General features: G+C 72.0%; 24 protein-coding genes and 1 pseudogene. 17 read left to right on the top strand and 8 right to left on the bottom strand.

Annotation, left to right across the window (positions count from 1 at the left end):
* Positions 1 to 106: 106 nt before the first annotated feature.
* From ACZ63H_RS19145 to cimA, 10 genes are all read left to right on the top strand, one after another.
* Entirely contained in the window at positions 107 to 646 is a 540-nt protein-coding gene (locus ACZ63H_RS19145) for a GNAT family N-acetyltransferase (RefSeq protein WP_469866468.1), read from the top strand.
* A gap of 262 nt (positions 647 to 908) precedes the next feature.
* Positions 909 to 1,040, top strand: coding sequence for a hypothetical protein (locus ACZ63H_RS19140; RefSeq protein WP_467939035.1), 132 nt, complete (start codon positions 909 to 911; stop codon positions 1,038 to 1,040).
* A gap of 92 nt (positions 1,041 to 1,132) precedes the next feature.
* Positions 1,133 to 2,176, top strand: a complete 1,044-nt coding sequence (locus ACZ63H_RS19135) for a 3-isopropylmalate dehydrogenase (protein ID WP_469866465.1) — start codon at positions 1,133 to 1,135, stop codon at positions 2,174 to 2,176.
* Between the two features lie 241 nt (positions 2,177 to 2,417).
* Positions 2,418 to 3,506: a branched-chain amino acid aminotransferase gene (locus ACZ63H_RS19130; RefSeq protein ID WP_469866463.1), complete on the top strand. Its 1,089-nt coding sequence runs from the start codon at positions 2,418 to 2,420 to the stop codon at positions 3,504 to 3,506.
* A gap of 230 nt (positions 3,507 to 3,736) precedes the next feature.
* Positions 3,737 to 4,435, top strand: a complete 699-nt coding sequence (gene ureA, locus ACZ63H_RS19125; protein ID WP_469866461.1) for an urease subunit gamma — start codon at positions 3,737 to 3,739, stop codon at positions 4,433 to 4,435.
* On the top strand, positions 4,432 to 6,156 hold the full coding sequence (locus ACZ63H_RS19120) for an urease subunit alpha (RefSeq protein ID WP_469866459.1): 1,725 nt from the start codon (positions 4,432 to 4,434) through the stop codon (positions 6,154 to 6,156). The genes ureA and ACZ63H_RS19120 overlap by 4 nt, the downstream gene beginning before the upstream one ends.
* Positions 6,157 to 6,167: 11 nt before the next feature.
* Positions 6,168 to 7,208, top strand: a complete 1,041-nt coding sequence (locus ACZ63H_RS19115) for an agmatine deiminase family protein (RefSeq protein WP_469866457.1) — start codon at positions 6,168 to 6,170, stop codon at positions 7,206 to 7,208.
* A gap of 18 nt (positions 7,209 to 7,226) precedes the next feature.
* On the top strand, positions 7,227 to 7,832 hold the full coding sequence (locus ACZ63H_RS19110) for a TetR/AcrR family transcriptional regulator (RefSeq protein ID WP_469866455.1): 606 nt from the start codon (positions 7,227 to 7,229) through the stop codon (positions 7,830 to 7,832).
* A 120-nt stretch (positions 7,833 to 7,952) separates the two neighbouring features.
* Positions 7,953 to 9,275 (top strand): MFS transporter, encoded by a 1,323-nt coding sequence (locus ACZ63H_RS19105; protein WP_469866453.1) that lies wholly within the window; start codon positions 7,953 to 7,955, stop codon positions 9,273 to 9,275.
* A 285-nt stretch (positions 9,276 to 9,560) separates the two neighbouring features.
* Positions 9,561 to 11,171, top strand: coding sequence for a citramalate synthase (cimA, locus tag ACZ63H_RS19100; protein WP_469866451.1), 1,611 nt, complete (start codon positions 9,561 to 9,563; stop codon positions 11,169 to 11,171).
* 13 nt (positions 11,172 to 11,184) lie between these two features.
* On the opposite strand, the gene ACZ63H_RS19095 is transcribed toward cimA, so the two are convergent.
* From ACZ63H_RS19095 to ACZ63H_RS19085, 3 genes are read right to left on the bottom strand one after another with little or no spacing between them, the layout of a single operon-like run.
* A complete protein-coding gene (locus tag ACZ63H_RS19095) occupies positions 11,185 to 11,793 on the bottom strand; it encodes a GOLPH3/VPS74 family protein (RefSeq protein ID WP_469866449.1) in 609 nt (202 codons plus the stop codon).
* A 55-nt stretch (positions 11,794 to 11,848) separates the two neighbouring features.
* Positions 11,849 to 12,337 (bottom strand): hypothetical protein, encoded by a 489-nt coding sequence (locus tag ACZ63H_RS19090; RefSeq protein ID WP_469866447.1) that lies wholly within the window; start codon positions 12,335 to 12,337, stop codon positions 11,849 to 11,851.
* Between the two features lie 8 nt (positions 12,338 to 12,345).
* Positions 12,346 to 14,211, bottom strand: coding sequence for a lectin (locus ACZ63H_RS19085; RefSeq protein WP_469866445.1), 1,866 nt, complete (start codon positions 14,209 to 14,211; stop codon positions 12,346 to 12,348).
* A gap of 144 nt (positions 14,212 to 14,355) precedes the next feature.
* Between ACZ63H_RS19085 and ACZ63H_RS19080 the strand changes: the two genes are divergently transcribed.
* Together ACZ63H_RS19080 and ACZ63H_RS19075 are read left to right on the top strand one after the other, a co-directional pair.
* A complete protein-coding gene (locus ACZ63H_RS19080; protein WP_469866443.1) occupies positions 14,356 to 17,373 on the top strand; it encodes a CIA30 family protein in 3,018 nt (1,005 codons plus the stop codon).
* 43 nt (positions 17,374 to 17,416) lie between these two features.
* Complete coding sequence (locus tag ACZ63H_RS19075; protein WP_469866441.1) at positions 17,417 to 18,796, top strand: hypothetical protein; 1,380 nt, start codon at positions 17,417 to 17,419, stop codon at positions 18,794 to 18,796.
* Between the two features lie 2 nt (positions 18,797 to 18,798).
* Here the strand turns inward: ACZ63H_RS19075 and ACZ63H_RS19070 are convergent, their stop codons facing one another.
* Positions 18,799 to 19,035 carry a DUF397 domain-containing protein gene (locus ACZ63H_RS19070; protein WP_469866439.1) on the bottom strand — a complete coding sequence of 79 codons (237 nt, stop codon included), beginning with the start codon at positions 19,033 to 19,035 and terminating at the stop codon, positions 18,799 to 18,801.
* A complete protein-coding gene (locus ACZ63H_RS19065; RefSeq protein WP_469866437.1) occupies positions 19,032 to 19,853 on the bottom strand; it encodes a helix-turn-helix domain-containing protein in 822 nt (273 codons plus the stop codon). Before ACZ63H_RS19065 ends, ACZ63H_RS19070 begins: the two co-directional genes overlap by 4 nt.
* 112 nt (positions 19,854 to 19,965) lie before the next feature.
* Between ACZ63H_RS19065 and ACZ63H_RS19060 the strand changes: the two genes are divergently transcribed.
* Complete coding sequence (locus ACZ63H_RS19060; protein ID WP_469866435.1) at positions 19,966 to 20,376, top strand: ATP-binding protein; 411 nt, start codon at positions 19,966 to 19,968, stop codon at positions 20,374 to 20,376.
* Between the two features lie 22 nt (positions 20,377 to 20,398).
* On the opposite strand, the gene ACZ63H_RS19055 is transcribed toward ACZ63H_RS19060, so the two are convergent.
* Positions 20,399 to 21,010, bottom strand: coding sequence for a YceI family protein (locus ACZ63H_RS19055; protein ID WP_469866433.1), 612 nt, complete (start codon positions 21,008 to 21,010; stop codon positions 20,399 to 20,401).
* A 212-nt stretch (positions 21,011 to 21,222) separates the two neighbouring features.
* On the opposite strand from ACZ63H_RS19055, the gene ACZ63H_RS19050 reads away from it, so the two are divergent.
* The 4 genes from ACZ63H_RS19050 to ACZ63H_RS19035 all read left to right on the top strand — a co-directional run bounded on the left by ACZ63H_RS19050 (position 21,223) and on the right by ACZ63H_RS19035 (position 26,017).
* Positions 21,223 to 21,720, top strand: coding sequence for a hypothetical protein (locus ACZ63H_RS19050; protein WP_469866431.1), 498 nt, complete (start codon positions 21,223 to 21,225; stop codon positions 21,718 to 21,720).
* 34 nt (positions 21,721 to 21,754) lie between these two features.
* Positions 21,755 to 24,055 (top strand): polysaccharide lyase 8 family protein, encoded by a 2,301-nt coding sequence (locus ACZ63H_RS19045; RefSeq protein WP_469866429.1) that lies wholly within the window; start codon positions 21,755 to 21,757, stop codon positions 24,053 to 24,055.
* A 154-nt stretch (positions 24,056 to 24,209) separates the two neighbouring features.
* On the top strand, positions 24,210 to 25,805 hold the full coding sequence (locus ACZ63H_RS19040; protein ID WP_469866427.1) for an acyl-CoA carboxylase subunit beta: 1,596 nt from the start codon (positions 24,210 to 24,212) through the stop codon (positions 25,803 to 25,805).
* A 20-nt stretch (positions 25,806 to 25,825) separates the two neighbouring features.
* Entirely contained in the window at positions 25,826 to 26,017 is a 192-nt protein-coding gene (locus ACZ63H_RS19035) for an acyl-CoA carboxylase epsilon subunit (protein ID WP_467939075.1), read from the top strand.
* Positions 26,018 to 26,079: 62 nt separating this feature from the next.
* On the opposite strand, the gene ACZ63H_RS19030 is transcribed toward ACZ63H_RS19035, so the two are convergent.
* Together ACZ63H_RS19030 and ACZ63H_RS19025 are read right to left on the bottom strand one after the other, a co-directional pair.
* A complete protein-coding gene (locus ACZ63H_RS19030) occupies positions 26,080 to 26,364 on the bottom strand; it encodes a hypothetical protein (RefSeq protein WP_469866425.1) in 285 nt (94 codons plus the stop codon).
* 90 nt (positions 26,365 to 26,454) lie between these two features.
* A pseudogene (locus ACZ63H_RS19025) lies at positions 26,455 to 26,667 on the bottom strand (ATP-binding protein); the annotation flags it as partial.

Below are 26,667 nucleotides of genomic sequence, written 5' to 3'. Positions count from 1 at the left end.
CCCACTCCCTCCCCCCCCCCCCCCCCCCCCTCCCCCCCCCCCCCCCCCCCCCCCCCCCCCCCCCCCCCCCCCCCCGCCGCCATGTCCGGCGGGCGATACTGCCGGCATGACTCCTCGACCGCGCCTCGCCCACACCGCCGATCTCGACCCCGCCGAACTGCGCGAGGTCCGGGCCCTGCTGGACCACGCCTTCGACGGGGACTTCTCGGACGAGGACTGGGAGCACGGACTCGGCGGGACGCACGTGCTGATCCGGGACGGCGGCGGCCTCGCCGCGCACGGTGCCCTCGTGATGCGCCGGCTGCGGCACCGGGGGCGGTGGCTGCGCACCGGCTACGTCGAAGCCGTCGCCGTCCGGGCCGACGTACGGCGGACCGGGCTCGGCGGGCGGGTGATGCACGCCCTGGAGGGGGTGCTCGACCGGGCCTACGACCTCGGCGCGCTGTCGGCGAGCGACGAGGGCGCCCTGCTGTATGCCGCCCGGGGCTGGCAGTGCTGGCCCGGGCGGGTGCACGCCCTCTCGCCCGACGGCGTCGTCCGGCTGCCGGACGAGGAGGGCGGTGTCTACCTGTGGCCCGCCCTCGCCGGTCCGCCCGACCCGTCCGGGGAACTGGTCTTCGACTGGCGGGACGGCGACATCACCTGACGGCGCGTCGGGCTGCACGGTGAAAGCGCAGCTCAGCGGCGTCGCCGTCTCAGATAGTAGGAAGTCCGAGTAATTGTGCAGACAGGCGCGGGCCGCTCCCCTTAACGTGAAAGGAGCCGAACGTCTCGCTCCATCCAGCGAATGGCGGTCGTGAGCCGGCCCGCGCAGGCAACCCCTGCGGCCAAGCGCTCCCCGCCCCTTCCGGCGACTCGCACACCCCCCTCACAGCCGTGCTCCACGCATGCCGAAGGAGTCGATTGCCATGGCCGAGACGACCGTCCGCCGCCGAGTCCGCCACGAGTCCCGTACGAGCGAGTCCGACCGCAAGAACGCCGCCGCCGCCCTCCAGCGCGCCCTCGACCGCCGGGACAACGGCGGCCAGACCGGCCACTGAGCCATGGCCGGGCGGGCGCGCCGCCACCCGCCCGGCTGTCCGCATGGCGGACATGGTGTGTCATCACCTGGGACGAGGAGTAGGGTGCCGACATGTCTCGCAGCATCAATCTCGCAGTGATCCCCGGTGACGGCATCGGCCAGGAGGTCGTGGCCGAGGGTCTGAAGGTCCTCTCCGCCGTCCTGCCGCAGGATGTGAAGCTGGAGACCAGGGAGTACGACTTCGGCGCCCAGCGCTACCACGCCACCGGTGAGACCCTCACCGACGCGGACCTGGAGCAGCTGAGGGGCCACGACGCCATCCTGCTCGGCGCGATCGGCGACCCGTCCGTGCCGTCCGGCGTCCTGGAGCGCGGCTTCCTGCTGAAGCTCCGCTTCGCCTTCGACCACCACGTCAACCTGCGCCCGTCCAAGCTGCTCCCCGGTGTCGCCACCCCGCTGGCCGGCCAGCCGGAGATCGACTTCGTCGTCGTCCGCGAGGGCACCGAGGGCCCGTACACGGGCAACGGCGGCACCATCCGCAAGGGCACCCCGCACGAGGTCGCCACCGAGGTGTCCGTCAACACGGCCTACGGCGTCGAGCGCGTCGTCCGCGACGCCTTCGAGCGCGCCCAGGCCCGCCCGCGCAAGAAGCTCACGCTGGTCCACAAGAACAACGTGCTGACCTTCGCCGGGCACCTGTGGACGAACGTCTTCCACCGGGTGGCCGCGGAGTACCCCGAGGTCACCACCGACTACATCCACGTCGACGCGGCGACGATCTACCTCGTCACCGACCCCGGCCGCTTCGACGTCATCGTCACCGACAACCTCTTCGGCGACATCATCACCGACCTCGCCGCGGCCGTCTCCGGCGGCATCGGCGTGGCCGCCTCCGGCAACATCAACCCCAGCCGCGAGTTCCCGTCCATGTTCGAGCCGGTGCACGGCTCGGCCCCGGACATCGCCGGCCAGGGCAAGGCCGACCCCACGGCCACCGTCCTGTCCGTCGCCCTCCTGCTGCGCCACCTCGGCTACGAGTCGGAGGCCGACCGCATCGACACCGCGGTCGCCGCCGACCTCACCGAGCGCGCCGGCCGGCCGGCCCGCTCCACCTCCGAGATCGGCGACGCGCTCGCCGTACGCGTAGCCGGCTGACCCGCCGCGCTACACCCAAGCCGCCGGGTCGCCACCGCACCCGGCGGCTTCTGACGTGTCCCGCCGGGTGTCACCATCGACCCCGGGACCGCTTCACCCCCGTTCCCTTCTGCCGCGGGCCCCGCGCGATAATCGAACACGGAGCCGCGATATGAGGGATTGCTCGGACGTCTGGCAACGACGGCCGAGAGCGCAGGCGTGAGCGCGGCCCGTCACTACAACCGGTGAAGGACAACCACTGATGACGACGCCCACGATCGAGCTCAAGCCGTCCGCCAGCCCACTCGCCGCCGCGGAGCGGGAGGCGATTCTGGCCAACCCCGGCTTCGGCCGCCACTTCACCGACCACATGGTGACGATCAAGTGGACCGAGGGCCGCGGCTGGCACGACGCCCAGCTCGTTCCGTACGGCCCCATCTCCATCGACCCCTCCACGCACGTCCTGCACTACGGCCAGGAGATCTTCGAGGGCCTGAAGGCGTTCCGCCAGCCCGACGGTTCGGTCGCGGTGTTCCGCCCGGAGGCCAGTGCCCGCCGGTTCCGCAACTCCGCCCGCCGCATGGCCATGGCGGAGCTGCCCGAGGAGCTGTTCATCGGCGCGCTGGACGCGCTGCTCACGCAGGACGCGGACTGGGTCCCCCCGCACGGTGGCGAGGCGTCCCTGTACCTGCGGCCGTTCATGTTCGCCACGGAGGCCGCGCTCGGTGTCCACCCGGCCAACGAGTACCTCTTCATGCTGATCGCCTCCCCGTCCGGCGCCTACTTCGCCGGTGGCGTGAAGCCGGTCACCATCTGGGTCGCCGAGGACCACGTCCGCGCGGTCCCGGGCGGCACGGGCGACGCCAAGACCGGCGGCAACTACGCGGCGTCCCTGCTGCCGCAGGCCGAGGCCGCCGCGCACGGCTGCGACCAGGTCGTCTACCTCGACGCGGTCACCCGCACCAAGGTCGAGGAGTCCGGCAGCATGAACGTCGCGTTCGTCTACGGCGACCGGATCGTCACCCCCTCGCTCACCGGCTCCATCCTGGAGGGCATCACCCGCGACTCCCTCCTCCAGGTCGCCCGCGACCTCGGCTACCGGGCCGAGGAGGGCACGATCACCCTCCAGCGGTGGCGCGAGGACGCGGCCTCCGGCGCGCTGACCGAGGTCTTCGCCTGCGGCACCGCCGCGGTGGTCACGCCCATCGGCCACGTCAAGACCAAGACGGACGCGTGGTCCCACGGCGACGGTACGCCCGGGCCGGTCACCATGCGGCTGCGGGAAGCTCTGCTGGGCATCCAGCGCGGCCTGACGGAGGACAAGCACGGATGGCGTCACCAGGTCGGTTAACCGAGCGGCTCGCACGGCCGCACAGGGGCGTGGGGCGGCTGCCGGTCGTCGGGAACGATCGCGCGGCTCCCCGCGCCCCTTCGCCGTGCCCGCGGACGTGTGACCTCGTTAGAACGTCGCTCGATGTGACATGAGACGGTTCGCCAGTCAATCCCTGCCGCCCATGGATTCTCTGATTAGAGTGATGCTCTAATGTCTGCAAGACGTGGAGGACAAGGAGGTGCCGCGTCGTGAGACTGACCCCCACGGAACGTGACCGGCTGCTGCTCTTCGGCGCAGCGGAGCTGGCCCGGGCCCGCCGGGCGCGCGGCCTGAGGCTGAACGTGCCGGAGGCCACCGCGCTGATCGCGGACACCGTCTGCGAGGCCGCCCGCGACGGCAGACGGCTCGCCGAGGCCATCGAGGCCGCCCGCTCGGTGCTCGGCCCCGAGGACGTGCTGCCGGGCGTCGCCGACGTCGTCACCGAGGTGATGGTCGAGGCCGTCTTCGACGACGGCTCCCGGCTCGCGGTCGTCTCCGACCCCATCGGCGCGGGCCTGGGCGAGGACGCCCCCGGCGCGCTGCTGCCCGGCCCCGAGCACGCCGACCCCGAGCCCGCGGTCCGACTGCGCGTCACCAACACCGCCGGCGTGCCCGTCTCCGTCACCTCCCACTTCCACTTCTTCGAGGCCAACCCGCGCCTCGACTTCGACCGCCGCGCCGCCTACGGCATGCGGCTCGCCGTACCCGCCGGCTCCTCGGTCCGCTTCGGGCCCGGCGAGAGCGAGGAGGTCGCGCTCGTGCCGATCGGCGGCGAACGGACCGCCATCGGCTTCGCCGGCCTGGTCGACGGGCCGCTGGACGCGCCCGGCGCGCGGGAAGAGGCCCTGCGCAGGGCCGCCGCCTGCGGCTACCTGGGAGTGACCCCGGAAGGAGACGAGGCGCGATGAGCCGCTCGAAGGGACGAGAGGTGAGCCGGTCGATCCACATCGACCCGCACGCCTACGCGGCCACCCACGGCCCGCGCGCCGGCGACCGGGTCCGCCTCGGCGACTCCGGGCTGACGATCCGCGTCGAGTCCGATTCCCAGCGGTACGGCGACGAGTTCCTGGCCGGCTTCGGCAAGACCGCCCGCGACGGACTGCACCTGAAGGCCGCCGCCGTCCGCGACACCTGCGACGTCGTGATCAGCAACGTCGTGGTCATCGACGCGGTGCAGGGCATCCGCAAGGTGTCCATCGGCATCCGCGAGGGACGCATCGCGGCCATCGGGCGGGCCGGCAACCCGGACACCCTGGACGGCGTGGACGTCGTCGTCGGCACCGGCACCTCCATCGTGTCCGGCGAGGGCCTGATCGCCACCGCGGGCGCCGTCGACACTCATGTGCACCTGCTGTCGCCGCGCATCATGGAGGCCTCCCTCGCCTCCGGGGTGACCACCATCATCGGGCAGGAGTTCGGCCCGGTGTGGGGCGTCGGCGTCAACTCGCCCTGGGCGCTGCGCCACGCCTTCAACGCCTTCGACGCCTGGCCGGTCAACATCGGCTTCCTGGGCCGGGGTTCGTCCTCCCACCCGGCACCGCTGATCGAGGCCCTGGCCGAGGGCGGGGCGAGCGGCTTCAAGGTGCACGAGGACATGGGCGCCCACACCCGCGCGCTGGACACCGCGCTCCGGGTCGCCGAGGAGCACGACGTCCAGGTCGCCCTGCACAGCGACGGCCTGAACGAGTGCCTGTCGGTCGAGGACACCCTGAAGGTGCTGGAGGGCCGCACGATCCACGCCTTCCACATCGAGGGCTGCGGCGGCGGACACGTGCCCAACGTGCTGAAGATGGCCGGTGTCCCGAACGTCATCGGCTCCTCCACCAACCCCACCCTGCCCTTCGGCCGGGACGCGGTGGCCGAGCACTACGGCATGATCGTCTCCGTCCACGACCTCAAGCCCGACCTGCCCGGCGACGCCGCCATGGCCCGCGACCGCATCCGGGCCGGCACCATGGGCGCCGAGGACGTGCTGCACGACCTGGGCGCGATCGGCATCACCTCCTCCGACGCCCAGGGCATGGGCCGGGCCGGGGAGACCGTCCGCCGCACCTTCGCCATGGCCGGCAAGATGAAGGCCGAGCTGGGCCCGCTGGAGGGCGACGGCGAGGGCGACGACAACGCCCGCGTGCTGCGCTACATCGCCAAGCTCACGATCAACCCGGCCATCGCGCACGGACTCTCGCACGAGGTCGGCTCGATCGAGGTCGGCAAGCTCGCCGACCTCGTGCTGTGGCGCCCGGAGTACTTCGGCGCCAAGCCGCAGCTCGTGCTGAAGGCCGGCTTCCCGGCGTACGGCGTGGTCGGCGACCCCAACGCGGCCACCGACACCTGCGAACCCCTCGTCCTCGGACCGCAGTTCGGGGCGTACGGCGCCACGGCCGCGGACCTCTCCGTGGCGTTCGTCGCGCGGGCCGCCGTCGATCAGGGGAACGACGCGCTGCCCACCCGCCGGCGCCGGGTCGCCGTGCGCGGCACCCGTGGCATCGGCCCCGCCGACCTGCGCCTGAACGCCCGGATCGGCGCGGTGGACGTGGACCGGCGCACCGGCCTGGTCACCCTCGACGGCGACCCGCTGCGCTCGGCACCGGCCGACTCCGTCTCCCTGAACCGCCTCTACTTCCTCTAAGGACTCCGCGCATGACCACCCCCGCCGCCGACGGCTTCCGCATGCCCGCCGAGTGGGCCCCGCACGAGCGCACCTGGATGGCGTGGCCGGGCCCCAACCCCACCTTCGACGACCCGGCCGACCTGGCCGCCGCCCGCACCGCCTGGGCGTCCGTCGCCCGCGCGGTCCGCCGCTTCGAACCGGTGACGGTCGTCTGCGGTCCCGGCCAGTCCGCCGAGGCCCGGACCCTGCTCGGCCCCGGGATCGACACCGTCGAACGGGAGCTGGACGACGCCTGGATGCGGGACATCGGCCCCACCTTCCTCACCGACGGCAAGGGCCGGCTGGCCGCCGTCGACTGGACCTTCAACGGCTGGGGCGCCCAGCACTGGGCCCGCTGGGAGCACGACTCCAAGGTCGGCGCGTACGTCGCCGGCCTCGCGGACGCGAAGACGTACGCCTCGAAGCTGGTCAACGAGGGCGGCGCCATCCACGTCGACGGCGAGGGCACCGTCCTGCTCACCGAGACCGTGCAGCTCGGCCCCGAGCGCAACCCGCACTGGTCCAGGGCGGAGGTCGAGGCGGAGATCCACGCCCACCTCGGCACGAGCAAGGCGATCTGGCTGCCGCGCGGCCTGACCGGCGACTACCCCCCGCACGGCTTCGGCACCCTCGGCCACGTCGACATCGTCGCCGCCTTCGCCCGCCCCGGCGTCGTCGTCGCCCACCACCAGCCCGATCCCGCCCACCCCGACCACGAGGTCACCAGGGAGGTCATCGGCCTGCTGAGGTCGGCGACCGACGCCCGGGGCCGCGCCCTGGAGGTGGTCGAGGTGCCCGCGCCGACCGTCCTGGAGGCCGACGGCCACTGGGCCGACTACTCCTACATCAACCACTACATCTGCAACGGCGGCCTGGTCCTGTGCGGCTTCGACGACCCGCGCGACGAGATCGCCGCCGGGATCTTCCGCCGCCTGTTCCCGGAGCGGACGGTGACCCTGGTGGACGCCCGTACGATCTTCTCCGGTGGCGGTGGCATCCACTGCATCACCCAGCAGCAGCCGCAGGTCTGACACACACGGGAGCAGCAGATGGCCGGTGCGGGCCGGGCGCGCAGGAACGCGCCGCCGCGCGAGGAGGTCCTCGCCACCGCCATGGGCATGATCGCCGAGCGCGGTCTGGAGAAACTCACCATGGCGGGGCTCGGCCGCGAGGTCGGCATGAGCAGCGGCCACCTGCTGTACTACTTCCACTCCAAGGACGAGCTGCTGCTCCAGACCCTGGAGTGGAGCGAGGGCCGGCTCGGCGCTCGGCGGGCCCGGCTGCTCGGCGGTCCCGGGACCGCCCGGCAGCGGCTGGAGGCGTACGTCGACCTGTACGTCCCCGAAGGCCACCGGGACCCGCACTGGACGCTGTGGCTGGAGGTCTGGAACCGCTCGCAGAACGCCGACGGGGCCGCGCGCGAGCGGCAGGCCGCGATCGAGGGCGCCTGGCACCGCGACCTGGTCGCGCTGATCGCCGAGGGGGTGTCGCGGGGGGAGTTCCGGGCGGTGGACGCGGACCGCTTCGCCACGCGGACGCGTGCGCTGCTCGACGGGTTCTCGATCCACGTGGCCATCGGGTTGCGCGGTACCGATCGCGAGCGAGTGCTTCTGCACGTACGGGAGTTCTTCGAGGACGCGTTGGCCGTCGTCTAGCCGCGGCGCCGTCGTGGCCGCTCGCGCTCACGCGGCGGAGCCGCATATCGATACGGCCCCGCGCCCTTCCGGGGCGCCGCACAGGAATCGTTCACTGCCGCCCCGGGCATGTACCGGCCCATGGGACGTCAACACTGGAAGAAGATCTGGGTCGGCTCGGCGGGGAACATGGTCGAGTGGTTCGACTGGTTCGTGTACGCGAGCTTCGCCACCTATTTCGCCGGCGCGTTCTTCCCGAGCGGCAACCCCACCGCACAGCTGATGAACACCGCCGGCATCTTCGCCGTCGGCTTCTTCATGCGCCCGGTGGGCGGCTGGCTGCTGGGCAGGGTCGGCGACCGCAAGGGCCGCAAGGCGGCGCTCACCCTGACCGTCACCCTCATGTCGGCCTCGGCGGTCCTCATCGCCGTGGCCCCCACCTACGGCGTCGCCGGCTACGGCGGCGCGCTCGTCCTGCTCGTCGCCCGGCTGCTCCAGGGCCTGTCCGTGGGCGGCGAGTACGCGGCCAGCGCCACCTACCTCACCGAGGCGTCGGACCCCGCCCGGCGCGGCTTCGCCTCCAGCTTCCAGTACGTCTCCATGACCGCCGGCCAGATCGCGGGCCTCGGCCTCCAGATCATCCTGCAGCGGACCATGTCCGACGACGCCCTGCACAGCTACGGCTGGCGCATCCCGTTCATCGTGGGCGCGCTCGGCGCGGCCGTCATCTTCTACCTGCGCCGCAGCATGCTGGAGACCGAGGTGTACGCGGAGGACACCTCGCACAGCGCCGAGCGCGGCACCCTGCGCGCCCTGTGGCAGCACAAGCGGGAGGCGTTCCTGGTCATCGCCCTCACGATGGGCGGCACGGTGGCGTACTACACGTACACCACCTACCTGACCAAGTACCTGTCCAACTCGGCGGGCCTGTCGAAGCAGACGGCGACCCTGGTGTCCTTCACCGCGCTGATCGTCTTCGCCTGCCTCCAGCCGCTCGCCGGCGCCCTGTCCGACCGCATCGGCCGCCGCCCGCTGCTGATCACCTTCGCCGTCGGCTCCACCTTCCTCACCGTGCCGGTCATGACGCTGCTCAGGCACGCGGACGGCTACTGGCCCGCCCTCGGACTCGCCCTGCTCGCGCTGGTCGTGGTCACCGGCTACACCTCGATCAACGCCTGTGTGAAGGCCGAGCTGTTCCCGACCGGCATCCGCGCGCTCGGCGTGGCCCTGCCGTACGCCATCGCCAACGCCCTGTTCGGGGGCACCGCCGAGTACGTCGCCCTGTGGTTCAAGAAGGGCGGCATGGAGTCCGGCTTCTACTGGTACGTGGCCGCCTGCGCCGCCGTCTCCCTCGTGGTGTACGTCACCATGCGCGAGACGAAGGACCTGGACCTGGCCCGGGTGAAGGCCGGCGAGGGGACCGGGGCGGGCGACGGGGAGTCCAGCCTGACGACCGCATCCTGAGACGGGCGGTGAGCCGGGGGCGGGGCTGTGCCAGACTGCCCCCGTGCTCTCGTTCGCCATGATTATTGGCAGCAGGCGCGCCGGTCCGCAGTGACCACCTCGTACGACCAGGTGCGGGTGGCCACCGTCGTCCTCGACCCGCGCGCAGACCTCTCGCACCCGCGAGGGGTTTTTTCGTTTTCCGGCCCACCTTCAGCCGGGAACGGAGCGCGCGGGAGGATTGGGGGGATGGTGGAGCCGGTCATTCCGGTAAGACCGAAGATCCATAACAGGAGCCTTGAGACCATGACCGAGACGGCAACCAGCGAGCTCGACGACTCGTTCCACGTCTTCGACACCACGCTGCGCGACGGGGCGCAGCGCGAGGGCATCAACCTCACCGTCGTGGACAAGCTGGCCATCGCCCGGCACCTGGACGACTTCGGCGTCGGCTTCATCGAGGGCGGCTGGCCCGGTGCGAACCCCCGGGACACCGAGTTCTTCGCCCGTGCCCGCCAGGAGATCGACTTCCGCCACGCCCAGCTGGTCGCCTTCGGCGCCACCCGCCGCGCCGGCACCACGGCCGCCGAGGACCCGCAGGTGAACGCGCTGCTGGAGTCCGGCGCCCCGGTGATCACGCTGGTCGCCAAGTCGCACGACCGGCACGTGGAGCTGGCGCTGCGCACCACCCTGGACGAGAACCTGGAGATGGTCCGCGACACCGTGTCGTACCTGGTGGGCCGGGGCCGCCGGGTCTTCGTGGACTGCGAGCACTTCTTCGACGGCTACCGCGCCAACCCCGACTACGCGAAGGCCGTCGTCCGCACCGCCGCCGAGGCCGGCGCCGACGTCGTCGTGCTGTGCGACACCAACGGCGGCATGCTGCCCGCCCAGGTGCACGCGGTCGTCTCCACCGTCCTCGCCGACACCGGCGCCCGGCTCGGCATCCACGCCCAGGACGACACCGGCTGCGCGGTCGCCAACACCCTGGCCGCCGTGGACGGGGGCGCCACCCACGTGCAGTGCACGGCCAACGGCTACGGCGAACGCGTCGGCAACGCCAACCTGTTCCCGGTGGTCGCCGCCCTGGAGCTGAAGTACGGCAGGAAGGTGCTGCCCGAGGGCAGGCTGCGCGAGACCACCCGGATCTCCCACGCCATCGCCGAGGTCGTCAACCTCACCCCGTCCACGCATCAGCCGTACGTGGGCGTGTCGGCGTTCGCGCACAAGGCCGGGCTGCACGCCTCCGCCATCAAGGTCGACCCCGACCTGTACCAGCACATCGACCCCGAGCTGGTCGGCAACACCATGCGCATGCTGGTCTCCGACATGGCGGGCCGCGCCTCCATCGAGCTGAAGGGCAAGGAACTCGGCATCGACCTCGGCGGCGACCGGGAGCTGGTCGGCCGCGTCGTCGAGCGCGTGAAGGAACGCGAACTCAAGGGCTACACCTACGAGGCCGCCGACGCCTCCTTCGAACTGCTGCTGCGCGCCGAGGTGGAGGGCCGGCCGCTGAAGTACTTCGACGTGGAGTCCTGGCGGGCCATCGTGGAGGACCGCCCCGACGGCACCCACGCCAACGAGGCCACGGTCAAGCTGTGGGCCAAGAGCGAGCGGATCGTCGCCACCGCCGAGGGCAACGGCCCGGTCAACGCCCTGGACCGGGCCCTCAGGGTGGCGCTGGAGCGGATCTACCCGCAGCTCGCCAAGCTGGAGCTGGTCGACTACAAGGTCCGCATCCTGGAGGGCAAGCACGGCACCTCCTCCACCACCCGCGTACTGATCTCCACCTCCGACGGCTCCGGCGAGTGGGCCACGGTCGGCGTGGCGGAGAACGTCATCGCCGCGTCCTGGCAGGCCCTGGAGGACGCCTACACCTACGGCCTCCTGCGCGCGGGCGTGGAACCGGCCCAGTAGTCCCGCCGGTCGCTCACGGCGCCCGCCAGATGTTGTCGAACGCCACCGTCTCGATGCGGCGGCGTTCGCGCACCGCCCCCAGTTCGGTGACCGCGTCGCCGACCGCGATCAGCACGGTGACGACCGCCTCGTCCTCGGGCCCGTCCCCGGCGGGGCGGTCGGCGCCGATGCCGAGGGGGGCCGCGAGCCCGGTGAGCACCGGGTCGCGGGACTCCCAGCGGTCGGTGGCGTGGCGCCGGACGGCGGTGTCGGCCGGGGACGCGGCCCTGCCGCTCCGCCGGGGCAGCCAGTGGTGGCGCCGCTCCCCGGCGAGCTGCCCCGCCGCCTCCAGGACGTCGTAGTAGGCCACGGCCAGCCCCTCGCCGCGCCGCCACAGCCAGTCCGCGACCGTCTCGTACGGCTCCTCGCGCCGGAGCCGGGCCCCCGCCTCGTCCAGCATCCGGTCACCCGTGGTCAGCACCGGCCCCGGGACGACGCGCTCGCCCTCCAGGGTGAGCGCCCGCGCGCCGAGCAGGTCGATCAGCTCGGCCCCGGCGAGCGCCAGTGACAGGTCGCCCTGTTCGACGGGGTGCTCCCCGGGGACGTCCAGGCTGACGAGGAAAAGATCCTGCGGTGTGGTCATGTGCTCCACCATGGTCCGCTCCTGCCCGATCCGCAGCACGGCACACCGGCACCGCTCAGCACGAGTCCGCCGCGAGCCGCTCGAACGCGCGCCCGCTCAGCACCCGTCCGTCCGCCCACACCTGCCCCGGCCTCAGCCGGGCGAGCTGTTCGGTGGTGAACTCGGCCGTGCCGTTGTGGGAGTCGCCGCCGCCGTACTGCCCGAACCCGAGGACGTAGTGGTGCCGGGGCAGCAGCCGCCGCGGACCGCGGTGCCGGGCGGCCCAGCCGGCGGGCGGGGCGAAGAGGGGGAAGTCGGCGGGGCCGCGCAGCCCCTCCTTCCCGGCGTCCCAGCCGGTGGTGACGGGCCCGTCGGCGCCGCCGTGCGGCCGCCCGTCCAGGTACGGGTCCTGGTAGCCGTCGTCGCCGCACGGACGGAACACCGCGTACGGCGTCCCGTCCGGTGCGGCCCGCACCCCCGCGAGCGGCAGGTCGACGGCCCCGCAGCCGCTCAGCAGCAGCGCCCCGCCGACGACCCCCGCCGCCACGGCCCCCGTGTGTCGCAATGTCCCGCCTAACGCAGTGCCCACTTCTGGTTGGCGGCCCCGGTGCACGACCAGATCTGGGCCCGGGCCCCGTTCGCCGACGAGTTGTCGGTGACGTCGAGGCACTTGCCGGCCGCCGTGTTCACCACATCACCCGTGGCCGCGTCGAACGACCACCATTGGGCACCGGTTCCGTTGCAGTCGTACAACTGGACCTTGGCGCCGTCCGCCGTCGAACCCGAGGCCACGTCCAGGCACTTGCCGAGCGCCCGGACCGACCCGTCTGTCCGGACGGTCCACTGCTGGGCGGAGCTGCCGTTGCAGTCGTAGAGCTGCACCGCCGTGCCGTTGGCGCCCGAACCGCCCGCCACGTCCAGGCACTTGCCGGCCAGGCCCACGAAGGCCCCCGTCCGGTCGCCGCCCCCGGACTGGGCGCCGGACCAGGTGAAGGTCGCCGAGGTCTTCCCGGGCAGCGTGTACGTGGCGTGCTGCGAGCCCCAGTTGACGGTGAGCGTCTTGGCCGCCGAGGAGTCGTTGTACGCGATCAGCGCCTTGCTCCCGTCCGGGTTGCGCCAGGCCACGTTCGGCACGGCGGCGGACGCGGTGGAGGCGATGCGCTGGGCGCCGGGGCGGACGAACTTGGTCAGGTGGCCCATGTCGTAGTACTCGACGGTGTAGTCCACGGTGCCGCTCGCGCCGTCGCCGTTGTGCACGGTGACCAGCCCGGTGCAGGTGCCGCAGCCGCCGTTGTGCGGGCCCATGTTCTGGTCCACGGCCAGCGACCACTTGGTCACCGACTTCGCCCAGTTGCGCGTGTAGTCGATGATGTTCGCCATGTCCTCGCGCTGCTGGTTCGCGATCCAGGTGCCGCCGGAGTGCTCGGTGCCGAAGGCGTCCAGCGCCGGGTACCGGTTGTGCACGGCCGTCTGCTGGGCGATGTCACCGCCGTAGCCGTGCCAGGCGATCCCGCCGAAGTTGGGGTGGTCGCGGACGGCCGGGTCGTCCACGGTCTGGGCGGCGTAGGAGTCGTAGACGTCCCAGTTCCAGTCGTGCGCCAGCACCTTCGTGCCGAGCCCCGCCGCCTGGAGCCTGGGCAGCAGTTCGTTCTTCGTGAAGTAGGCGAGGCCGCTCGCGTTCCAGCTCATCGACGGGTAGCCGGAACAGCAGGTCGGCTCGTTCTGCGCGGTGACGTACCGCACGTCTATGCCCTGCGCCTGGTACGCCTGGAGGTACTTCACGAAGTACGCGGCGTACGCGCCGTAGTCCTCGGCCTTCAGCCAGCCGCCGTTGAGCGAGCCGCTGTCCTTCATCCACGCCGGTGCCGTCCACGGCGAGGCCATCACGGTCAGGGACGGGTTCAGCCGGAGCGCCTGCTGCGTCAGCGGGACCACGTCCGCCAGGTCGTGCGCTATGGAGAACCTCGCCAGCGACGGGTCGCTCTGCCCGGCGGGCACGTCGTCGTAGGTGTAGCCGTAGCGGGCCAGGTCCGAGGCGCCCATCGGGTTGCGCAGGAAGGACAGGCCGATGCCGTCGGTCGGCGAGAACAGCTTGCGCATGGCCGCGTCCCGGGCCGTCTGCGACAGCGCCCCGCTGCCGTTCATCAGCCAGGCGGCGGTGTCGGTGAAGGACGCGCCGCCGCCGGTGAAGGTCTGGTAGCGCGTGTTCTCGTCCACGGTGATGTTCTCGCCGCTCCCGCCCGTGCCGGACTGGAAGGCGAACGGGGTCTGCGGCGCCAGGCCGCGTACGACGTGCCGGCCGGCGGAGTCGTCGGTGGTGGTGAGCCAGGCGGTGACCTGCTCGCCGGCCGCGTGTGCGGGGACCGCGGCCATGCCGCACCCGGCGGCGGAGAGCAGTCCGGCCAGCAGCAGCCGGACCGCGCGGGGGGTTCTCCTCATGGTGCGTCGCCCTTCCTTCAGGGTTCGACGGATGACGGGTCGTCTTGACGGGGATGTGAGCCCCTAGTTAACTCACGGCGTGAGCTAAGCCCTGAGTGAACCAAGAGAGTCCACGAGTGCACCGTGAGAGTCAAGGGAAGGTCCATGCGTAGAACCGCCCTGCTCGCCTCCGCCACGCTCCTGGCCGGTCTGCTGCCCTGGGCGGCCACCGCCCGGGCCGCCGACGGGCCGGCCCCCACCGCCGTCGACCGCTTCGAGGGCGAGGTGCCCTTCGCCGCCCAGCCCGCCGAGGGCCTCTTCACCTGGGGCGGCGACAGCGACGACCCGCCCGCCCTGCGCCTGGCCGACCGCGCCGACGCCCCCGAGGGCGCCAAGGTCCTGACCGGCACCTACGACATCAGCGGCTACGGCGGCTTCACCCACGACTACGCCGCCACCGCCCCACCCCACGACTGGTCCGCCCACCGGGGCGTCCGCCTGTGGTGGGAGGGCCGGAACAACGGCCGGAAGATCACCCTGGAGATCAAGGACGGCGGCGCCCACGGCGAGGCCTCCGAACTCTGGACGGCCTCCTTCACCGACGACTTCACCGGCTGGAAGCAGGTCGAACTCCCCTTCACCGACTTCGTCTACCGCACCGACTACCAGCCCGTCGGCGGCATCGACCACGTCCTCGGCCTCAAGGAGATGTGGGGCTACTCCCTCACCCTCCCGCCCGGCGCCAAGGGCGACTTCGCCCTGGACGGCGTGGAGCTGTACGGCACGGCGGACCCGGCGCTGCGGGCCACCGTCACCACCGACGCGCCCGTCCACCCCGTCAAGGAGGGCGGCACGGCGAAGGTGAAGGTCACCGTCGCCACCACCGGCGAGGCCCCCCTCGCCGACCCCGTGACCGTCGCCTACACCACGGCCGGCGGCACCGCGACCCCCGGCGCCGACTACACCCCCGTCTCCGGCACCCTCACCTTCCCCGCCGGCACCGCCTCCGGCGCCACCCGGACCATCGAGGTGCCCACCCGCCGCGACCGCGCGGCCGAACCCGCCGAGACCATCCCGCTGGAACTCACGGTCGCCGGCGCCAAGGCCCCCGCCGAGACCCCGCAGGTCGTGGTCGACGCGCACGGGCTGCCGTACCTGAACGCCAGGCTCCCGGTCCGCGAGCGGGTCGCCGACCTGCTCGGCCGGATGTCCCTGGCGGAGAAGGCCGGCCAGATGACCCAGGCCGAGCGCGGCGGCGTGGGCCAGGGCGCCGACATCACCGCCTACGCCCTCGGCTCGCTGCTGTCCGGCGGCGGCTCCACGCCCACGCCCAACACCCCCGCGGCATGGGCGAAGATGATCGACGGCTTCCAGCTGCGGACCCGGGCCACCCGCCTCCAGATCCCGCTGGTCTACGGCGTCGACGCGGTCCACGGCCACAACAACCTCGTCGGCGCGACGATCCTGCCGCACAACATCGGTATCGGCGCCTCCCGCGATCCGCGGCTCGCCGAGCAGACCGGCGCGGTGACCGCCGCCGAGGTCCGCGCCACCGGCGTCCCCTGGGACTTCGCGCCCTGCCTGTGCGTGAGCCGCGACGAACGCTGGGGCCGCGCCTACGAGTCCTACGGCGAGGACCCGGCCCTGGTCGAGTCCATGGAGACGGTGATCCAGGGCCTCCAGGGCCGCGCCGACGGCCGGGACCTCGGGCGCGCCGACAAGGTGCTGGCCTCGGCCAAGCACTTCGCCGCCGACGGCGGCACCGCCTACGGCTCCTCCGCCACCGGCTCGTACACCATCGACCAGGGCGTCACCACGGTCACCCGCCGGCAGCTGGAGGACATCCACCTGGCGCCGTACCAGGAGGCCGTCGACCGGGGCGTCGGCACGGTCATGCCGTCGTACTCCTCGCTGGACATCACCGGCGACGGCAAGGGCGCGGTCAAGATGCACGCCCGCGGCGACATGATCAACGGAGTGCTCAAGGACCGGATGGGCTTCGACGGCTTCGTGATCAGCGACTACAACGCCCTCGACCAGCTCCCCGGCGACCAGCCCACCCGGGTGCGCACGGCGGTGAACGCGGGCGTCGACATGATGATGGTGCCGTACTCCTACAAGGAGTTCAGCACCACGCTCGTCGACGAGGCCACGGCGGGCCGGGTCACCGGCAAGCGGATCGACGACGCCGTCTCCCGCATCCTCACCGAGAAGTTCAGGCTCGGCCTGTTCGAGCACCCCTACGCCGACACTTCCGGGGCCGCCGCCATCGGCTCCGCGGAACACCGGGAGGTCGCCCGCCGGGCCGCCGCCGAGTCGCAGGTGCTGCTGAAGAACACGGGCGGGCTGCTGCCGCTGAAGAAGAACCAGAAGGTGTACGTCGCCGGGTCCAACGCCGACGACATCGGCAACCAGACCGGCGGCTGGACCGTCACCTGGCAGGGCGCTTCCGGGGACATCGTGCCCGGCACGACCGTCCTGGAGGGCCTGCGCGGGGCGGGCGGCCGGGTCACCTACTCCAAGGACGCGTCCGCACCCCTGGCCGGCCACGACGTGGGCGTGGTCGTCGTCGGCGAGACCCCGTACGCCGAGGGCGTCGGCGACGTCGGCAACAACGGCCACGACCTCGCCCTGTCGGCCGCCGACCGGGCCGCCGTGGACAAGGTCTGCGCGGCCATGAAGTGCGCGGTGCTGATCGTCTCCGGCCGCCCCCAGCTCATCGGGGACCGGCTCGGCGAGATCGACGCCCTGGTGGCCTCCTGGCTGCCCGGCACCGAGGGCGACGGCGTCGCCGACGTGCTCTACGGCAAGCGCCCCTTCACCGGACAGCTCCCGGTCAGCTGGCCGAAGTCCGAGGCCCAGCTCCCGATCAACGTGGGCGACACGGCGTACGACCCGCAGTTCCCCTACGGCTGGGGCCTGACCACCCTCGCCGAGGCCCCGCAGGGCGGCGCGTCCACCCTGCGCGCCCTCGCGACCAGGGCCGCGGCGGCGGAGCGGCACGGGGACGACAGGGCCGGACGCGCGCTGGTGACCCGGGCCCGCCTCCTGGTCCAGCAGAAGGCGGCCGGCCACCTCACCCAGGCGGTCTCCAAGCCCTTCGCCGACGCGGACCACCTGCTGCTGACCGGCCGGTACGGAAAGGCGGTGGAGAAGCTCGCGGAGGCATACCGGGCCGCCTGAGCCCGGATGCCCTGATTGGGGAGGCTTCGGGTAGTTTCGAGGTATGAAGGCCGTGCCGCGGAACCGAAGCCTCCCCGCACTGCTGCTGGCCGTGCTGGTCCTGGTGCTGACGACCACGTTCGCACCCGGGGCCAGGGCGGACACCAGCGTCTCCGAGATCGCCCGGGCCCTGCGCGCGAGTCCGGTCTACGTCGACCCGGCCGCCCGGGACCAGCTCTCCGCCCAGACCGCCGAAGCTCTCGCCGCCCGGATCAAACGCGCGGACAGGCCCCTGTTCATCGCGGTCCTCCCGGCCGGCTACCCCACCGCGGGCCTCTTCACCGACCTGCGCGCGGCGACCGGGATCACCGGCCTGTACGGCGTCCGCCTCGGCGACCGCTTCGACGCCCGCGCCGACTCCTCCGTCATGTCGCCCACGGCCCGGCAGAACCTCGTCCGCAGCGTCCAGGGCGAGGACACCAGGACCCAGCTGGCCGACTTCACCGACCGCGCCCTGATCAACATGGGCGGCCACGCCCCCCAAAGCTGGGGCGGCACGACCGACGGCCGGGTGTCCGGCACGGCCCTGATCGCGACGGCCGCCGTCCTGGTGGCCGCCGGCGCGGGCGCGTACACACTCGTCCGGCGCAACCGCCGGCGCCGCGAGGACGAGCAGCGGGCCGCCCTGGACCGGCTGCGGGTGGTCGTGGACGAGGACATCACCGCGTTCGGCGAGGAACTGGACCGCCTGGACTTCCAGCCTGGCGCACCCGGCGCCGACGACGCCATGCGCGCGGACTACGAGCACGCGCTCGACGCCTACGACACCGCGAAACAGCGCATGGCCATGGCGGAGCGCCCGGAGGACGTCCGCGGGGTCACCGAGGCGCTGGAGGACGGCCGCTTCTCCCTGGCCACCCTCGCCGCCCGCCGCGAGGGCCGCCCGCTCCCGCAGCGCCGCCCGCCGTGCTTCTTCGACCCCCGCCACGGCCCGTCCACCACCGACGCCACCTGGACCCCGCCCGGCGGGGCCCCGCGCAGCGTCCCGGTCTGCGCGGCCGACGCCACCCGTCTGGCCGACGGCCGCGACCCGGTGATCCGCGAGGTCGACACCGACTACGGCCGCCGCCCCTACTGGGACGCGGGCCCCGCCTACGGCCCCTGGGCGGGCGGCTACTTCGGCGGCGGCCTGCTGCCGGGCCTGCTCGTCGGCACCATGCTGGGCGGCCTGATGGCCACACCCTCCTACGCCGCCGGGTACGGCGCCGGGTACGGCGACTTCGGTGACCAGGCGGGCTACGGCGGCGGCTACGAGGGCGGGGACGTCTCCGGCACCGACTTCGACCCCGGCGACTTCGGCGGCGGCTTCGGCGACGGGGGCGGCTTCGACGGGGGCGGTGGCGACTTCGGCGGAGGCGGGGACTTCGGCGGGGGCAGCTTCTGAGGCTAGACGCCCTTGAGGAAGTCGCTCCAGGTGCCGGGGGAGAGGGTGAGCGTGGGACCGGAGGGCATCTTGGAGTCGCGGATGTGGATGGCGGCGGGGTGGGAGGCCACCTCCAGGCAGTTACCGCCTTCGCTGCTGCTGTAGCTGGACTTGCGCCAGGTGTAGGCGAGTTCGACGCAGTCGCCGCCCTCACTGCTGCTGTAGCTGGACTTGAACCATGCCAGTGCTGCGGTGCTCATGACTCTCCTAGCAGTTCCTTCAGGAAGTCCTCGCTCTCGTCGCAGGAGAGCGCCTGAGATCGCAGCATCGCATACTTGTGGTGGTAGTAGCTGACCTCTTCCGGGTCGTCGACGATGAAACTCGCGCGCTGGACTTCCAGGTAGACGAGCCGTTCGTGTTCGGGTGTCTCAAGCAGCACCATGGGTCCGCCCAGTGCGGCGTGTGGGGTCTCATCCATGGGCATGATCTGAACGCCCATGTGGACCGGCCGGGTGAGTTCCAGGATCTGCCGGATCTGCTCGCGTAGAACCTCTGGGCCGCCCAGCGGTCGTCGCAAGATGCTCTCTTCCAAGATGAAATGGCCCACTGGGGGCCGCTCCCGCTGCCAGATCAGCTGGCGATCCATCCGGGCCTGAACCCACTGTTCGGCCGTTTCGCTTCCGAGCGCTGGGTATCGGTAGTCGAAGACGGCGCGGCAGTATGCAGGTGTCTGGAGGAGGCCCGGCACCGCCAAACTCTGATACGAGAGGACACTTACCGCCTCCTGCTCGTGATCGACCAGTCCCTGAGCGAACTGAACGATCCGATCCCGAACCGGCAGCCTCTCCACCACGACCGTCAACGCGCCGCCCGTGCTCAGCAGTTCGTCGAACTGCTCGGCACGGTCGGACTGCAGGGCCAACCTCCCTTGCTCGATGGACCTCACCGTGTCGACGGAGAGGTTGGCCAGCTCCGCGAACTGTTCCTGGGTGAAGCGTGCCTTCTTGCGGTAGTGGGCGACGAGCGCGCCGACCGCGTACCACGAACCGACCTTCTTGGGCCTGGGTGCCACGTGCATGGCCGTTCCTTTCCCCCGTATGCACGCCGATCTGTCGTAGTGGACTCGTAGTGATGAGGACTACGACTTCACTCACTGCCCCAGTGTAGTGACGCACAGTGACATTGGCCTCGTGAATGCACAATCCCAACACCCCCACACGCGCCAGGCGTTCTACCGTCGGGACCGCAGGTCGGTACGGCTCGCACGGCAGTTCGCACGGCAGCCCCTGATCGACTGGGCGGCGGCCGAGCGCGGCGACGACATCTTGCTCTGCGTGAGCGAGCTGGCGACCAACGCCCTTCTCCACGGTGTCCCCGCGGGCCGTGGCTTCCTCCTCCGGCTGGCCCGGCACGCGGACGGCGCCCTCCGGGTGGAGGTGCACGACAGCGGTCCGGGCGAGGTCCGCTGCCCGGACCCGGCGCCGGAGGCGAACGCGGAACACGGCCGGGGACTGCTCCTGGTCGCGGCGTTGGCGGACAAGTGGGGTGTGGGGGAGCGGAACCCAGGAAAGATCGTGTGGTGCGAGTTCCTGAGAAAGTGACCGCGGGGGCCCCGGACCCGCCTCACGCCTGCTTGATCGCCGAGATGTCGAGCGTCAGCTTCACCTTGTCGGAGATCAGCACCCCGCCCGTCTCCAGCGCCGCGTTCCACGTCAGGCCCCACTCGGACCGCAGGATCTCCGCCTTGCCGGTGAAGCCCACGCGCTCGTTGCCGAACGGGTCCTTGGCGAAGCCGTTGAACTCCAGGTCGACGGTCAGCGGCCTGGTGACACCGAGCAGGGACAGCTCGCCGGTGACGCGGTAGTCCTCCCCGCCCAGCGCCTCCGCGCCGGTGGACCGGAAGGTCATCATCGGGAACTCGTCCGTCTTGAAGAAGTCCGCCGACTTCAGGTGCGTGTCCCGGTCCGCGTTGCCCGTGTCGATGCTCTCCATCCGGACGTCGAGCGCGGCGGTGGACTTCGCGGGGTCGGCCCCGTCCAGGTGCAGCGTGCCGGTGAAGTCGCCGAATGCGCCCTTCACGTTGGTGACCATGGCGTGCCGGGCGACGAACCCGATCGTGCTGTGGGCCGGGTCGATCTCGTAGTCGCCGGTCAGCGCGGTCAGGTCGGGGCCGGCGGAGGCCGGGGCGGCCGGGGCGGGCTGGGTGGTGGTGTTCTTGCGGCCGAAGATGCCCATGACGTGCTCCTGGTTGAACGTTGAACTAAGTTCCGGCTCCGACCATAACCCGAATCAGTTCAACGTTCAACTAAAGCTCACCGTGTCACCGCACTCGCGCACAGTCACCCGTTCGTGCCTCTGGTGCACCCCCCGCTCCCTCGGGCACCATCTGCCTGCACCACCTGCACAGCCGCCCCGAGGAACCCCGGCCCACCGCAGGAAGGCACCCCATGAAGACCCGCTCGCTGCTGACCGCCCTCGCCCTCGTCGTCGCCCCCGGTGTCGCCGTCGTCGGCACCGCCACCGACGCCTTCGCCGTCACCAAGATCAGCCACGCCACCGCCACCTCGATGTTCCGCCAGGCCGGCATCACCTGGTCGTCCTCCGGCAACTGCTCGGACCGGAACAACTCCACCTGTACGTCCTTCGAGCAGCTCAACCTCGCCACCGCCCAGGGCGCCCAGACCCTCAAGGGGGCCAGCGGCTGCGCGCTCAACATCACCGGCGGCACCGAGACCGGCCACGCCTCCGGCACCTACTCCCACTGGAACGGCTACAAGCTCGACTACGGCAAGAACACGTGCGTGACGTCGTACGTCAAGAACACCTTCACGTACATCGGCCTGCGCGGCGACGGCGCCCCGCAGTACAAGTCCGGCTCCGGGAACATCTACGCCGACGAGGGCAACCACTGGGACGTCCTCTACTACAACTGCGGCGGCTGCTGACCGGCGGGCGAGGGCGGTGACCGGGCCCCTCGGCATGTCCCGACGCGCACTGCTGCTGGCCGCCGCCCTCGCCGCCACCCCCGGGTGGGGCGCACGGGCGGACGGCGCCGACCCCTACGAGACGCTGCGCCTGCGCTGGCTCGGCATCGCGCTCGGCACCGGATACGACCCGGCCGCCGAACCGTACGCCTCCCGCCTCGCCCGACTCGGCGAGCGGGCACGGGAGTTCCAGGCCGCCATGCTCCCCGGCCCCGCCTCCCTGTGGCCCGGTCACCCCTTCGACCCGCCCTCCGGGATCACCTTCAGCTACGGCCGCCTGTGGACCATGACCCAGGCATACGTCCAGGCCGGTACCGGCGTCACCGGCGACCCGGTCCTGCTCACCGACGTGCTGCGCGGCCTCGACCACCTGTCCGCCACCGTCTACCACCCCAACACCGCCCGCTACGGCAACTGGTGGGAGTGGCAGATCGGCAGCCCCCGCCTGCTGATGGACATCACCGCCGCCCTGTACGCACACGCGGGCCCGGACCGGGTCGCGGCGGCCTGCGCGGCCGTCGACCACTTCCTGCCCGAGGCCGTGCTCACCGACTACTCCGGCACCTCCACCGGCGCCAACCGCGTCGACCTGTGCCGTTCGGTCGCCCTGCGCGGCGTCCTCGGCCGCAGCCCGCGGAAGATCGCCCTCGCCCGCGACGCCCTCTCGCCCGTCTTCCCGTACGTCACCCGGGGCGACGGCCTCTACGCCGACGGCTCCTTCGTCCAGCACACCTGGGTCGCCTACTCGGGCACCTACGGCCAGGTCCTGCTGGACGGCCTCGGGCGGCTGTTCGCGCTGCTCGCCGGCTCGCAGTGGGAGATCACCGACCCCGCCCGGCAGAACGTGTTCGACAGCGTCGAGCACGCCTACGCGCCGCTGATCCACGACGGACTGGTCATGGACTGCGTCAACGGCCGCGCCATCAGCCGGGGCCGGCCGCGCTCCGACGACCAGGGCGTGACGCGCGGCGACCACTACCACGGGCAGGCCCTGATCGCCGCCATCGCCCTCCTCGCCGACGGCGCGAGCACGGCGGAGCGCGAGCGGTGGTACGGCCGCGTCAAGGGATGGATCGAACGGGACACCGTGACCCCGGTGCTGACCTCCCCCCAGTTCCCGGTCGCCGACCTCGCGCGGCTGCACGCCGTCGCCGCCTCGCCCGTGCCCGCCGCCCCCGAACCCCTCGGCCACCGCCTCTTTCCCGCCATGGACCGCGCCGTCCACCGCACCCCCCGCTTCACCGCCGCCCTCGCCATGGCCAGCGACCGCATCGCCCACTACGAATGCGGCAACGGCGAGAACCCGCGCGGCTGGCACACCGGCTCCGGCATGCTCGCGTGGTGGCCGCGGGGCAGCGGCGACCAGTACACCGACTGGTACTGGCCCACCGTCGACTGGTACCGGCTGCCCGGCACCACCGTCTCCACCCGGCGGCTCGCCGACCGGGCCGGCGGCGAATGGGGCGCCCCCAAACCGGACGTCCGCTGGGTCGGCGGCACCACCGACGGCACCTGCGCGGCCGTCGGCCAGCACCTCGCGGGCCTCGGCTCCACCCTGCGGGCCCACAAGTCCTGGTTCTTCCTCGACGACGCCGTGGTCTGCCTCGGCGCCGGGATCTCCTGCGCCGACGGCGTCCCGGTCGAGACGGTCGTGGACAACCGCAACCTGGGGGAGAACGGCACCCGGCGCCTCGTGCGCGGCCGGGACTGGGCGCACCTGGAGGGCCACGGCGGCTGGATCCTGCCCCACGGCGGCGAGCTGCGCACCCTGCGCGAGGACCGCACCGGCGCCTGGGCCGACATCAACACCGCCGGCAGCCCCGAACGGCGCACCCGGCGCTGGCAGACCCTCTGGCTCGACCACGGCACCGACCCCGCCGACGCCCGCTACGCCTACGTCCTGCTGCCCGGCGCCACCCGCGCCGAGACCGCCGCCCGGGCGGGCGACCGGCACTGGCTGACCGTCCTCGCCAACGACACCACCGCCCAGGCCGTCGCCGTCCCCCGGCTGGGGCTGACGGCGTGCACCTTCTGGGGGACCGGTACGGTGGGGGAGCTGACCGTCTCGGCGGGCGCGAGCGTGCTCGTCGTGCGCCGGGGCCGCACCGCCGCCCTCCGGATCAGCGAGCCGCCCCGCACCGGCGCCCCCTTCGAACTGGTCTGGGAGCACCCGGTGCGCGCGGTCACCCGGGCCGGCGACGGCGTCGAGGTGCTGTCGGCGGACCGCCGTCTGAGGCTGCGCGTCACTCCGGGGATGGCATGTGCCACCCGTGAATGTGAGGTGACTCTCAGCTGATCGGTTTGTTGCCTCCCTACAACGCGAAGCCCTCCTGAGCAGTCGGAACGGCTGCATTCCGCAGTGGTTCTGTTCACTCGTACCAGGAAAACGGGCCGGAGACTGTACAGAGTCGACGGCTCGCTTTTCTTGGTGTCCTTCGTAAGGTCGCTACATGACCGTTTTGGAAGAGACGACGGGTGAGCCGACCGGCGAGCCGACGGACGCGCGCGGACGGGTCGCAGAGCTGCACGACATCCGTGCGCGGGCCGTGGCGGGCCCGAGCGAGAAGGCGACCGAGGCGCAGCACGCCAAGGGCAAGCTGACGGCGCGGGAGCGGATCGAGCTGCTCCTCGACCCCGGGTCCTTCCAGGAGGTCGAGCAGTTGCGCCGGCACCGGGCGACCGGTTTCGGCCTGGAGGCGAAGAAGCCGCACACCGACGGCGTCATCACCGGCTGGGGCACGGTCGAGGGCCGCACGGTCTTCGTCTACGCCCACGACTTCCGGATCTTCGGCGGCGCGCTGGGCGAGGCCCACGCCACCAAGATCCACAAGATCATGGACATGGCCATCGCGGCCGGGGCCCCGCTGGTGTCGCTGAACGACGGCGCCGGCGCCCGCATCCAGGAGGGCGTCTCCGCCCTCGCCGGCTACGGCGGCATCTTCCAGCGCAACACCAAGGCCAGCGGTGTCATCCCGCAGATCTCGGTGATGCTCGGCCCGTGCGCGGGCGGCGCCGCGTACTCCCCGGCCCTCACGGACTTCGTCTTCATGGTCCGCGAGACCTCGCAGATGTTCATCACCGGCCCGGACGTGGTCAAGGCCGTGACCGGCGAGGAGATCACCCAGAACGGCCTGGGCGGCGCCGACGTCCACGCCGAGACCTCCGGCGTCTGCCACTTCGCGTACGACGACGAGGAGACGTGCATCGCCGAGGTGCGCTACCTCCTCTCGCTGCTCCCGCAGAACAACCGCGAGAACCCGCCGCGCGTGGAGTCCACGGACCCGGTCGACCGCCGCAGCGACGTCCTGCTGGACCTGGTCCCGGCCGACGGCAACCGGCCGTACGACATGGCCAAGGTCATCGAGGAGATCGTCGACGACGGCGATTACCTGGAGGTCCACGAGCGCTGGGCGCGCAACATCATCTGCGCCCTCGCCCGCCTCGACGGCCAGGTCGTCGGCATCATCGCCAACCAGCCCCAGGTCCTCGCCGGCGTCCTGGACATCGAGGCGAGCGAAAAGGCTGCACGTTTCGTCCAGATGTGTGACGCTTTCAATATCCCGATCGTCACCTTCCTGGACGTCCCCGGGTTCCTTCCGGGCGTCGACCAGGAGCACGGCGGGATCATCCGCCACGGCGCGAAGCTGCTGTACGCCTACTGCAACGCCACCGTGCCGAGGATCTCGCTCATCCTGCGCAAGGCGTACGGAGGTGCCTACATCGTCATGGACTCCCAGTCGATCGGCGCCGACCTCACCTACGCGTGGCCGACGAACGAGATCGCCGTGATGGGCGCGGAAGGCGCGGCCAACGTCATCTTCCGCCGGCAGATCGCCTCCGCCCAGGACCCCGAGGCCATGCGGCAGAAGATGGTCAAGGAGTACAAGGCCGAGCTGATGCACCCGTACTACGCGGCCGAACGGGGTCTGGTCGACGACGTCATCGACCCCACCGAGACCCGCGAGGTGCTGGTCAAGTCGCTGGCGATGCTGCACACCAAGCACGCCGACCTGCCCTCCCGCAAGCACGGCAACCCGCCCCAGTGACCTCACGGAGACCCACACTCATGAGCACTCCCGACATCCGCGTCGAAAAGGGCCACGCCGAGCCCGAGGAAGTCGCCGCCCTCACGGCCCTCCTCCTGGCCCGAGCCGCCGCCCAGCCCACCCCGGCCCCGACCCACCGCCTCCGCGCCAAGGCGGGCTGGCGCCGCCTGGAGCGCGAGCCCGGCTTCCGCGCCCCGCACAGCTGGCACTGAGCGCCGCGCCCCACGACCCCGTCACTCCTCCGGGAGGGCGGGGTCGTGGCGCGTTCGGGCGTTCACCCCTCCTCGCGCCTCTCGTCCCGCTTCCGCAGCCACGGGTCCAGCGGCAGGGACAGGGTGGCCACGCAGACCGCCGGCCACAGGGAGGTAAGGCGCAGGCCCGGTGTCCACAGGGGCAGCAGGACGGCGGTCAGGAACGTGGTCAGCCAGCCGAGGACCAGCGGGCTGCGCAGCCGGGCCCGCAGCGGGAAGAGCAGGGCCGAGGACACCAGCGCGCTCGGCACCAGCAGCAGCGCCGCCCACAGCAGCGCGCCCCAGCCGTCGACCTCGATCACATTCATCCCCGTACCCACCCGCACGCGCTCACGACGAAGGCTCCTGTCGCCTAGGAAGAGCGACAGGAGCCGTGGTCGGTTGCCCGGGCGGCCCGGTTACCGCAGTCGTGCCATGAGGGCGTGTTCGACGAGGGTGATGAGGGCGCTCTTGGCGTCGGCGCGGTGGCGGGCGTCGGTGGTGATGATGGGGGTGTCGGGGCCGATCTGGAGGGCTTCGCGGACTTCGTCGGGGCTGTAGGGCTGTTGTCCGTCGAAGCCGTTGAGGGCGATGACGAAGGGGAGGCCGCTGTTCTCGAAGTAGTCGACGGC

It is taken from the genome of Streptomyces sp. NPDC104831 (assembly GCF_055583025.1).
Note: the sequence above shows the minus strand (reverse complement) of the source record. Positions and strands in the feature narration are given on the sequence as shown.